Below are 10,699 nucleotides of genomic sequence, written 5' to 3'. Positions count from 1 at the left end.
GCGGGTGGCCCACCTGGTCCGCGGCCGGATGATCGACTACATCGAGTTCGATGACGGATTCGCCATGGTCAAGACGACCGCCCCCGCGTTCGCGACGGGTCGCAGTCTCGGTGCGACCTCGATCCGCACGGACCACGGCGTGACCGTGGTGGCGATCAAGCGTCCCGGGGAGGGCTTCACCTACGCCGCCGCCGACACGATCCTGCACCCGGGGGACACCATCATCGTCTCCGGAAAGGTGCGCGACACCGAACGCTTCGCGGAGCTGTCCTAGACCGCGATTCCCGTCCGTGAGGTGTGGGTTCTGTCGCTGACGCGAGGCGGACGTCTTTTGTGCAACTAGTTGCACAAAAGCCGGCGCGACCGTACGGTCGGGGGAGAAGTCTGCTCCGCCCCGCTCTCGAAAGGACTGCTCATGGCCCTTCCCTCCGTGCTCGCCGGCCCGCTCACCGTCCCGGTGGTCGCCTCGCCGATGTTCATCTACTCCGGCCCCGAGCTGGTGGCCGCGCAGTGTCAGGCGGGGGTGATCGGGTCGTTCCCGGCGCTCAACGCGCGGCCGCAGTCGGCGCTGGCCGAGTGGATCGAGCAGGTGCGGGAGAGCAACGAGGCGTTCGCCGCCGCGAATCCCGACCGGTACGTCGCCCCGTTCGCGGTCAACCAGATCGTCCATCGCTCCAATGATCGGCTCGAGCAGGACCTGGCCACCGTCGTCGAGCACGAGGTGCCGATCGTCATCACCTCCCTCGGTGCGCGCGAGGAGGTCAACGAGGCCGTCCATTCGTACGGCGGCATCGTCCTGCATGACGTGATCAACGACCGGTTCGCCCGCAAGGCCGTCGAGAAGGGCGCGGACGGGCTCGTCGCGGTGGCCGCCGGGGCCGGGGGCCACGCCGGCACGCAGTCCCCGTTCGCGCTGGTGCAGGAGATCCGCGAGTGGTTCGACGGGCCGCTGCTGCTGTCCGGGGCGATCGCCCACGGGCGGTCGATCCTCGCCGCGCAGGCGGCGGGCGCGGACCTCGCCTACGTCGGCTCCGCGTTCCTGGCGACGGAGGAATCGCGGGCCACGCCGGAGTACAAGCAGATGATCGTCGACAGTACGGCCGACGACATCGTCTACAGCAACCTGTTCACGGGCATCCACGGCAACTACCTGCGGGGCAGCATCGAGGCCGCCGGCCTGGACCCGGACAACCTACCGGAGTCGGACCCGTCGGCCATGGACTTCGGCTCCGGCGGGTCGAACGACTCCAAGGCGTGGCGCGACATCTGGGGCGCCGGACAGGGCGTGGGCGCCGTCCGCTCCACCGGCACCGTCCGCGACCTGGTCGACCGCCTGCGGGGCGAATACGACGAGGCGCTGGACGCCCTCACCGCCGGCGTCGGCGCGCTGCGCTGAGCCGATGTCGCTGAGGTTCGCGATCCTCACCTCGCTCACCGAGCGGGAGGGCAGCGGGATCGAACTCGCCCGACGCTTCGACAGGTCGATCGGGTACTTCTGGCCCGCCACCCACCAGCAGATCTACCGCGAACTCGACCGGCTGGCCTCGGCGGGCCTGATCCGGGAACTGCCACGGGACGGCCCGCCCCGGCGCGGACAACCCAGGCGGTTCGCGGTCACCGACGACGGCCGCCGATCGCTGGTCGAGTGGATCGGCGAGGACGACGCCCCGGACGTGACGCGGTCGACCCTCGCCGTCCGCGTCCGGGCCGCCGCCGCCACGGGCCGGACCGACGAGGTCCGTCGCGCCCTCGAGCACCACCGCGCCCGGCGGCAGGACAATCTCGAGCGGTACCGCGAAATCGAGAAGCGGGACTTCTCCGCCGTCGACCCGTCCGATCCGCGGGGCGTCCTCCAGCACCGCGTCCTCTCGCTGGGGATCGAGGAGGAGCGGGCCTGGCTGAGGTGGTGCGACGAGACGTTGGAGGCGCTGGACCGGCTGCCGCCGCCGGCTCACCGGGCGAGTAGCTCTCGGAGGGTCGACGCCCCGTCGTAGCTCGTCCGGAACAGTCCGCGGCGCTGCAGGACCGGGATCACGAGATCCACGAAATCCTCCAGACCGTCCGGGTAACTCGGAGGCATGAGGTTGAACCCGTCGGCCGCGCCCGCCCGGTACCAGCGCTCGATCTCGTCCGCGATCGATTCGGGCGTGCCGAGCATCGTGCAGTGCCCGCCGCCCGCCGCGAGGGTACCCAGCAGCTCACGCACGGTGGGCGAGTCCTTGCTGATGATCCGGAGGATGGTCTCGTAGCGGCCCTGCGGTCCCGCGAACTCGGCCAGCGGCGGCAACTCCGGAACAGGCGCGTCGAGCTCCCAGTCGGAGCAGTCCTGCCCGGTGAACATCGACAGCTGGGCCAACGACTCCTCGACCGGCAGCAGGGCGTCGAGCTCGGCCTTCTTCTGACGGGCTTCCGCCACAGTCGACCCGACATACGTCACCAGTCCGGGCATCACGACCAGCGAGTCCGCGTCCCTGCCCGCCGCCCGCGCCCGCCGCCTCAGGTCCGCGGCGTACGCCGACGCGGACTCGTCGTCGTACGCGACGGCGTAGATCCCCTCGGCGTGCCGCGCCGCCAGGTCCCGGCCCGGATCCGACGACCCGGCCTGGAACAGCACCGGCCGGCCCTGCGGCGACCGCGGCACGGTGAGTGGTCCGTCCACCAGGAAGTGCTCGCCCGCGTGGTGCACCGCCCGCACCTTCGCCGGATCGGCCCACAGTCCGCCACGGTCGAGGACCAGCGCGTCGGCGTCCCACGACTCCCACAGGGCGAGGGCGGCCTGCACGAACTCCTCGGCCCGCTCGTACCGCTCGGTGTGCCCCGGCAGGGCGGCCATCCCGTGGTTGCGCGCCTCCGCGTCGAACATGGAGGTCACCACGTTCCAGCCGACCCGTCCACCGCTGATGTGGTCGAGCGACGCCAGCATGCGGGCGGCGTGGAACGGTGTGAAGAACGTAGTGGACACGGTGCTCACCAACCCCACGTGCCGGGTCGCGCGCGCCATCGCCGACAGTGCGGTCAACGGCTCCAGGAACCACCACGAGCCGCTGGCGGGATCTCCGACGGAGTGGCCGTCGGCGAAGAACACCGCGTCGAGGCAGCCCCGCTCGGCCGTCCGGGCCAGCTCCTCCCAGTAGGCGATGTCGCCCAGTCGCTCCACCGGGGAGTCGGGTCGGCGCCATGCGGCCGAGTGGTGGCCGCATCCGAACAGGAACGCATTGATATGCAGCATGGGACATCCCTTCGCCGGCATTACCCGGAGCAGGTTCGACGGGTCTCATCTCAGCCGCCCCCTTCTGGGCGGCACCCCGTGTCGTGACCCCGAGACTAGACCCCGTCGACGGTCAGCAGGATCTTCCCGTGCGATTCCCCGGACTCCAGCAGGGCCAGCGCCTCGGCCGCCCGCTCCAGGGGGATCTCGCGCGAGACCCTCGTGGTGACATCGCCGGCGGCGATCATCGGCCACACGTGATCCACGACCTCCTGGCAGATGCCGGTCTTCCCGCCGGGGCCGTCCACCGGCCGCGCCCGGAGGTTCGTGGCGAGGACGCCGGCCCTCCTGGGCAACAACATGCCCAGATTGAGCTCCCCCTTGACCCCGCCCTGGAGTCCGATGACGACCACGCGACCGTCCGGCGCCAGGGACGCGATGTTCGGCTCGAGGTACTTCGCGCCCATCACGTCGAGGATCAGGTCGACGCCTCTGCCCCTCTCGTCGTCGTCGGTCCATTCCCCGACCCGTTCGACGAAGTCCTCGTCCCGGTAGTCGATCACCAGCTCGGCGCCCAACTCGCGGCACATCGCCACCTTCTCCGGCCCGCCGGCCGTGGTGGCGACCCGGGCGCCGAGCACGCGGCACACCTGGATCGCGTGGGAGCCGATGCCACCCGCGCCGCCGTGGATCAGCACCCGCGGTGCGCCCAGCTCGGTCCCGCCCCAGTGCGCGTCCGCCGCGAGGACGCCCCGACCGAGCCCGCCCGTCATCGCCAGGTTGGACCACACCGTGCACGCCACCTCGGGAAGCGACGCCGCCTCGTGCAGCGAGACACCCTCCGGAACGGGCATGACCTGGCCCGCCGGGACGGCGACCCTCTCGGCGTACCCACCGCCGGCCAGCAGGGCGCACACCTCGTCGCCGACCGCCGGGCCCTCCACGCCCTCGCCGACCGCCGAGATGCGTCCGGAGCACTCCAGGCCCGGGATCTCCGAGGCGCCGGGCGGCGGCGGGTAAAGCCCCTTGGTCTGCAGGAGGTCGGCACGGTTGACGGCCGACGCCGCCACGTCGATGATCACCTCACCCGCGGCCGGGACCGGATCGGCGACCTCGGTCAGATACAGGGAGTCGGGACCGTTGTCGTACGCGATGGCCTTCATACCCTCGACCGTAGCCGGGCTGGGTGAGGGCGGGTGAGGTGAACTAGCATGGGCGACGTCGTACAGCCGGTTCCACGTGGAACGGGTGTGGCCGCGCGTGTCGTGGCCGGCGGCGGGGAAGTGTGGCAGAGCGGCCGAATGCACTCGCCTTGAAAGCGAGCGTGCCTGAACAGCACCGGGGGTTCAAATCCCTCCACTTCCGCAAGGGGCCCGGTTCTCGATTGCCGGGTCAGGCGGTGGTCTCGCGCAGATCGGACGCCGAGACGTAGCGGATGATCTCGAGGATCCGCGTGTAGGAGCGGGACTTGCCCGACACGATCGAGGTGTGGTCCTCGTCCTCGAACATGACGACCTTGGCCCTGCCGCCCCGGCGATCGACCTCGTCGACGTAGCGCTGGGAGTTCTCCGGCGCCACGGTCGCGTCCTGCCTGCCGTGCAGGGCGATCACCGGGGTGCCCGTGTCGATGTTCTGGATGGGATCCACCGATGTGTATCGGCTCGACACCTCGTCGGGTGTGCCCCCGAGCAGGGTGACGATCCTGTCATCCCCGTGGGTGGCCCCGTAGGTCATGTCCAGTGGCCCGGCGATCGAGATGGCGCGGGTGGGGCGGAAGCTCGGCTTGGAGCCCACCTCCCCGTCCTCGAGCCGATGTCGGGTCGCCGCCCAGACGGCGAGTTGTGCGCCGCTGCTGTGGCCCACCACCACCTCGTCGTCGGTCGTGATCTGCGGGAACCTTCTGTCGACCTCGGTGACGTGGTCGAGCGCGTCGGCCACGTCGCGGAAGGTGACGGGCCAGCCGCCGCCCGACCCGATGTGCCGGTACTCGACGTTGTAGACCGCCATCCCGCGGCTGGCGAGATCGCGGGCCAGGTGATCGAACGAGCCCGCCCCGCTCTCCTTGTGCCAGGACCCGCCGTGGATGAGCACGGCAAGAGGGATGGAGTCGACCTTCTGGTCACCTGCCGGTAGGTAGAGGTCGGCCCAGTTGTGCTCCGGGTCGGGGGCGGGATAGCGGGTGGGATACTCGAAGCGCTGTACCGTCACCTCGTCCAGCCGGACGGGACCCGCGTACGTCGGTTCGACCGCAGGGGCCGCGCTCGTCGCCATGCATCCCGCGAGGAACATCGAGCCGACCGTCAGGGCCGCGCCGAGCACGGCCGGCCGTCTGTATCTGCTCGGATCTCGCCCTGACATGGCGCCCACTTCCTCAGGAGTAAATAAGGCTGTAATCCCTTTTTCTCCATGGGGGCACGTCAGCGAAGCGCGGACGTGTGGCCGACGGTGCGGAGAGTGAAACCCATCTTACAAATATGTGGAGCGATTCGGCGTAGTGGGTGTCCCCGGCTTCCTCCGCGCCCGGGTACGCGGATCTGCTGTCAGCGGATCTGCTGTCAGTCGATCACGCGGACGCGGCCGGGCTCGGGCGCCCGCAACGGGCCCGCATCGGTCGCGTAGCGGATCACCGCGTCGAGATCGGTCAGGCCGGCCTCTCGGCGGTCCCCGCGCTCGGCCAACACCGAGCCGCCCCACTCCGGGGAGGAGAGGAACTCGCTCACCACGACGGTGTACTCCCGCCGGGGATCGATCGGCTCGTCGTCGACCTCTATCTCCGTCACCCGGTCGCCCGCGGGCCGCCCGGCGTCGACGGTGTAGCGCACGTTGGCCGACACCGCGGGGCCGTTGCGGCCGATGTCGTCGGCGAAGTGGTTGAAGGCGGCGCGGAGTTCCCCGCCGGTGACGGTGACCAGGTACAGGCGGTCGCCGTACGGCTGCACGGTGTGCAGGGTGGCGTAGTCGAGCGGGCCCGCGGGCAGATCGGTGCGCAGCGAGTCGGGGTTGGACACGGCGAGCTGCGCGCCCCGGCCGCGGGTGGCGGAGAGCTGCGCATCGGCGATGAGGTCGGCCAGCGGGGACTCCCCGTCGGCGTTCATGGCGCGGCTGATCGTCTCGTCGGCGGTGCCGATGACCTCGCGGGCCTCGGGCGCCGCGGCGGCCTGTGCCTGGCGGACGAGTTCCTCGGTCCCGGGGTCGGGCTCGATATCCAGGTTGACCGTCTGGTTGAACGCCGAGGTCTGCGGGCGGACCACGTCTCCGGTGGCGGTGTCGACGGCGAGGTCGACGACCGTGACCGACCGGCCGTGGGACGCCGGCGCCACGACGATCCGCTCGTCGTTCTCCGAGTCGAAGACGCGGCACGTGGCCGGGCCCCCGGAGGCGCCGACGATGAGGGCGTCGACGGTCGGGTTGAGGTCCTCGACCAGTTCGAGGTCGGTGAGGGCCTCGGGGCACGAGCCGGGGTCGAGGTTGCCGTGGGCCGTATCGGACTGGACCAGGGCGACGATCGTCTCGACGCCGAGGAACCGCAGCGACTCGACGGTCTCATCGATCGCCCGGAACGGGTCCGCCAGGCGGGTCGTGGTCTCGGGGACGGACTCGGACGGCGCGGTGACCGCCACGACCCCCACCCGGACGTCGCCGACGCGGTGGATGGCGAACGGGAACGTCGGGGCCGCGTCGTGCGACGGGATCACGTTGGAGGCCAGGAACGGGAAGGCCGCACCGCGGAAGGGCGGCAGGGGCGGGTCGACCCGACAGTCCTCCTCCGTGAGGCAACCCGGCTTGACCAGTGAGCGGACGTGGTCGGCGCCCTTCTCCAGCTCGCGCCGGCCGATGCCGGCCCCGTCCACGCCGAGCCGGTTGAAGAACTCGACGGTCGGACGGTCGCCCAGGAGCCCGGCCTCGGTCGCGGTCCCACCGATCGAGTCGCCAGTGGCGAGCAACAGCGTGTTCTCGGCCTGGGCGCGGAGCTTGCCGATCGTGGCGGCGAGGTGGGGACCGCCGCCGGCCGGTCGGACGTTACCGGAGCCGTCCCGCAGTTCGCCCTGGAAGCCGACGGGGCGGGAGAGCGCGCCGGAGAACTCGCCGATCCCGAGGATCCGCACGGTCGTGGTCTCGGCGGCCGGGCTCCACGGACGCCCGGTCTCGCTGGTCCGGGCGTCGGCACCCGGCACGGCGACCAGCGCGGACACGAGGGGCGCGAGGGCGAGGGGGATCAGTGCCCGGCGGGCGGGGCGTCGGGATGTGGGCGTGGGCGGGGCTGCGGGACTCGCCTCACGGCGGGGACCTCGCAGCTGCACACCGACTCCTGGGGGATCGTGACCCACGGCTCTCGCGGGACGGGCGCGACGACCGGGGCGTCGCGTCCAAACCCGACCCATCGTGCCGCCGCGAGGTCACGGGACCCCGCCGGAAGCATCACATTCTGGTCACGAATTTGCGGGCGGCCGCGAGGAACCGGTCGTTCTCGTCCGGGTCGCCGATCGTCACCCGCACCCCGTCGCCGGCGAAGCACCGAGTGACGACGCGGTGGTCGCGGCAGTGGGCGTCGAAGTCGGACGCGGCCTCCGCGAGCGGGAGCCAGACGAAGTTGGCCTGGGTGTCCGGGACCGCGTGGCCCATGTCGAGCAGCGCGTCGCGCACCCGCGAACGCTCGGCGACGACCGCGTCGGTGCGCGCCCGCAGTTCGTCCCCGGCCTCCAGGCAGGCGATCGCCGCGGACTGGGCCAGCGAACTCACGGAGAACGGCACGACCATCTTCGCCACCGGCACCACCAGGTCGACGGGCCCGACGAGGTAGCCGACGCGCAGGCCGGCGAGCCCGTACGCCTTGGAGAAGGTGCGCAAGGAGACCACATTGCGACGGGCCATCACCTCCGCGACACCGTCCACCTTGTCGTCGTCGTCGCCCCTCACGTACTCCACATAGGCCTCGTCCAGCGCCACCGTGACCCGCTCGGGGACACGGTCCAGGAACGCGCGCAGTTCCGCGCGCGGAACGGCCGGCCCCGTGGGGTTGTTGGGGGTGCAGACGAAGATCAGGCGGGTCCGGTCGGTGACGGCCCCCGCGATCGCGTCGAGGTTCAGCGACCCGTCGGCGCGGTTCGGGATCGACACGGGCACGGCGTGGGCGATGCGGGAGATGATCGGGTACGCCTCGAAGGAGCGCCAGCCGAAGATCACCTCGTCGCCCGGGGCGCACACCGCCTGGACCAGCTGCTGGCACAGGGCCACCGAGCCGCAGCCGGCGGTGACGTTCTCGGCGCCCACGTCCAGGAAGTCCGCCAGGCGCTCGACGAGTGCGCGGGAGGTGATGTCCGGGTACCGGTTGGCCGCCGCCGCAGCGTCGGCGATCGCCGCGGCCACGCTCGGCAGCGGGCCGGCGGTGGTCTCGTTGGACGCGAGCTTCACGGCGCCGGGCACGGACGCACCGGGCACGTAGGCGGGGATCGCGTCGAGGTCACTGCGCACGTCAGGGGACATGCCTACAGAGTAGGACCAGCGGTTCTCGGGCCGGTGTCCGGCCGTTTTGCGAACCGGCGGGACGTGTGTGTACTGTAAATCCTCGTTGGCTCGCAGAGCCTCCAGGAGGCGTGCCAGAGCGGCCGAATGGGACTCACTGCTAATGAGTTGTCCTCCTAAAAGGGGACCGGAGGTTCAAATCCTCTCGCCTCCGCCATGCCGGAAGCCCGGGAGACCGGACTTCTGGCACGACAGAAGAATATGAATATGCGCCCGTAGCTCAATGGATAGAGCACTTGACTACGGATCAAGAGGTTAGGGGTTCGAGTCCCTTCGGGCGCACAAGTGCAGGAGACCCCGCCACCGGCAGAGATGCAGGAGGCGGGGTCTTCTCGTCGGCGGTGGGGGACGGCCCGGGCCGGCGTCACTCGTTCACAGAGTGGCGCCGGAACGTCCGCACGGTCTCGACCTGGTCCCACACCACGATCACCCAGACGGCCGCGACCAGCCCCCAGCGGATGGCGGTGGCGAGGCCGCCGTCGCCGTCCGCGGGGACGAGATCCGGGTGCAGCACGGTCTGCTGGCTCAGGACGAGGGCGGTGAGGAAGACGCCGAACACGATGTCGGTGGCCATCTCGAGCGCGAGGCGGCCGCGCGACCGTCCCGGCCGCGCCAGGCGCCACACCTGGATGAGCGCGAGCGCGCCGATCAGGACCAGGTAGCTCACGACCCAGCCGGTCGGGATGCCCGGGTTGATCAGCGGCTCGCCCCCGTTGAGGTGGCCGATGTAGAGGAACGTCGACGGGATGAACGGCACGCCGGCCAGGAGCGCCAGCATCACGAGCGAGACGATCGCGTCGGCACGCGTGTCGGTTCCGCTGCCCGGGCGGTCGAGGTCGTCCGGATCCCAGGTCGGCGTCCGCGAGAGCGCGTTGCGTGCGCCCTCCGGGGTGGTTCGCTCGATGATCACCACCACGAGTGTCCACGCCGCGAAGGTCCAGAGGAGGGCGGCGGACGCGGAGGTGATGAGCTGGGCGATGAGGTCGCCGAGCTGGGGGACAGGCGTGGTGGAGACGTAGAGGATGCCGCCGGCCACCGCGGCGATCGTGCCGACGACGGGCACAAGCCACCGCAGAACGCGAGACCACACGGGGTAGACGTCGGGCCCGACGAGGTACTGACGCACGCCCGAATACCGGCGCGCGAGCTGCGCGGGGTCGCCCAGGCGACGCAGGACCGTGTGCTCGGCGGTGGCGGTATCGATCCGGCCGTCGGGGCCGGTGTCGGCGTCGAGTTCGGCGGCGATCATGTCGTCGATGGTCGCGGCGATCTCCTCCGAGATGTCGCCGCGCTGGCCCTCGGGGAGGTGGCGGACCACCTCGGCGATGTAGCGATCGGTGAGTCGGGGCATCACGCATCCGCCTTCCGCAGATCGTCGTAACCGGCGCCCAGCGCCAGCCATTCGGTGTGCAGCCGCTCGGCGGTCTCGGCGCCGAGGGCGGTGGTCTCGTAGTACTTGCGGGGCCGGGGGTCGTCGGTGCGCCAGGTCGACGTGAGCAGGCCCTGGCCCTCCAGGCGGCGCAGCAGCGGGTACAGGGTGTTGGCCTCGGTGACGATGCCGACGTCGGCCAGCGTGGTCAGCAGTCCGTATCCGTACTTGGGCGTCCGGCACGCGATGAGGCTCGCCAGCACCACGGATCCCCGCCGGATCTCCTGGAGGTGGGTGCCCTGTACTGCGTCTACCTCGTCGTCCATGTCTCACACCATAGTGTGCGACGCACACTATGTAAATGGCGCACACCGTGTCCGCCGCGCGGGGTCGCCCGCGCGGGACCGTGGCATCTCTCCAGGGGGGTATGACGGGGGCGACGACGACGAGGTCGCCGCTCGCCTACGTGTGCGCACGCTCGGAGCGCGTGGATCTGCGCCATTCGAACCCTTGTGCACCTGTCGGCGCGCCGGTATGATCGAACTATAGTTCGACATTGGTGGTCATTGTTCGGTGTGGCGCTCGGCGGGGGGTGGGGG

The 10,699-nt window shown here is 70.9% G+C and carries 10 protein-coding genes, 3 tRNA genes and 1 riboswitch; of the genes, 6 read left to right on the top strand and 7 right to left on the bottom strand.

What is annotated here, in order from left to right; genetic code table 11:
• The 3 genes from DPA01S_RS15165 to DPA01S_RS15155 all read left to right on the top strand — a co-directional run.
• Positions 1–274 (top strand): cation:proton antiporter regulatory subunit (locus tag DPA01S_RS15165; RefSeq protein WP_198150827.1); only part of this gene is annotated, 274 nt, incomplete at its 5' end.
• Positions 275–415: 141 nt separating this feature from the next.
• Positions 416–1,396 carry an NAD(P)H-dependent flavin oxidoreductase gene (locus DPA01S_RS15160; RefSeq protein WP_061229484.1) on the top strand — a complete coding sequence of 327 codons (981 nt, stop codon included), beginning with the start codon at positions 416–418 and terminating at the stop codon, positions 1,394–1,396.
• Between the two features lie 4 nt (positions 1,397–1,400).
• Positions 1,401–1,994 carry a PadR family transcriptional regulator gene (locus tag DPA01S_RS15155; RefSeq protein ID WP_061229483.1) on the top strand — a complete coding sequence of 198 codons (594 nt, stop codon included), beginning with the start codon at positions 1,401–1,403 and terminating at the stop codon, positions 1,992–1,994.
• On the opposite strand, the gene DPA01S_RS15150 is transcribed toward DPA01S_RS15155, so the two are convergent.
• On the bottom strand, positions 1,952–3,229 hold the full coding sequence (locus tag DPA01S_RS15150) for an LLM class flavin-dependent oxidoreductase (RefSeq protein ID WP_061917619.1): 1,278 nt from the start codon (positions 3,227–3,229) through the stop codon (positions 1,952–1,954). The genes DPA01S_RS15155 and DPA01S_RS15150 overlap by 43 nt on opposite strands.
• Positions 3,219–3,318: riboswitch (TPP riboswitch) on the bottom strand. It overlaps the preceding gene by 11 nt.
• 6 nt (positions 3,319–3,324) lie before the next feature.
• Entirely contained in the window at positions 3,325–4,371 is a 1,047-nt protein-coding gene (locus DPA01S_RS15145; RefSeq protein ID WP_061917616.1) for an NAD(P)H-quinone oxidoreductase, read from the bottom strand.
• A gap of 116 nt (positions 4,372–4,487) precedes the next feature.
• On the opposite strand from DPA01S_RS15145, the gene DPA01S_RS15140 reads away from it, so the two are divergent.
• Positions 4,488–4,573, top strand: a tRNA-Ser gene (locus DPA01S_RS15140).
• 27 nt (positions 4,574–4,600) lie between these two features.
• On the opposite strand, the gene DPA01S_RS15135 is transcribed toward DPA01S_RS15140, so the two are convergent.
• The 3 genes from DPA01S_RS15135 to DPA01S_RS15125 form a co-directional block, all read right to left on the bottom strand.
• Entirely contained in the window at positions 4,601–5,566 is a 966-nt protein-coding gene (locus DPA01S_RS15135; protein ID WP_061917613.1) for an alpha/beta hydrolase family protein, read from the bottom strand.
• 197 nt (positions 5,567–5,763) lie between these two features.
• Positions 5,764–7,509 (bottom strand): bifunctional metallophosphatase/5'-nucleotidase, encoded by a 1,746-nt coding sequence (locus tag DPA01S_RS15130; protein ID WP_232303201.1) that lies wholly within the window; start codon positions 7,507–7,509, stop codon positions 5,764–5,766.
• Positions 7,510–7,627: 118 nt separating this feature from the next.
• Entirely contained in the window at positions 7,628–8,692 is a 1,065-nt protein-coding gene (locus DPA01S_RS15125) for a histidinol-phosphate transaminase (protein ID WP_007633350.1), read from the bottom strand.
• 104 nt (positions 8,693–8,796) lie between these two features.
• On the opposite strand from DPA01S_RS15125, the gene DPA01S_RS15120 reads away from it, so the two are divergent.
• Positions 8,797–8,888 (top strand) — tRNA-Ser (locus tag DPA01S_RS15120).
• Between the two features lie 52 nt (positions 8,889–8,940).
• A tRNA-Arg gene (locus DPA01S_RS15115) sits at positions 8,941–9,013 on the top strand.
• Positions 9,014–9,095: 82 nt separating this feature from the next.
• On the opposite strand, the gene DPA01S_RS15110 is transcribed toward DPA01S_RS15115, so the two are convergent.
• On the bottom strand, positions 9,096–10,082 hold the full coding sequence (locus tag DPA01S_RS15110) for an HAAS signaling domain-containing protein (RefSeq protein WP_061917606.1): 987 nt from the start codon (positions 10,080–10,082) through the stop codon (positions 9,096–9,098).
• Complete coding sequence (locus DPA01S_RS15105) at positions 10,082–10,426, bottom strand: PadR family transcriptional regulator (RefSeq protein WP_007633348.1); 345 nt, start codon at positions 10,424–10,426, stop codon at positions 10,082–10,084. The genes DPA01S_RS15110 and DPA01S_RS15105 overlap by 1 nt, the downstream gene beginning before the upstream one ends.
• Positions 10,427–10,699: the final 273 nt, after the last annotated feature.

The sequence above is a fragment of the Dietzia papillomatosis NBRC 105045 genome, assembly GCF_001570845.1.
GTDB lineage: Bacteria > Actinomycetota > Actinomycetes > Mycobacteriales > Mycobacteriaceae > Dietzia > Dietzia cinnamea.
This window is presented reverse-complemented; position numbering and strand designations above follow the sequence as displayed.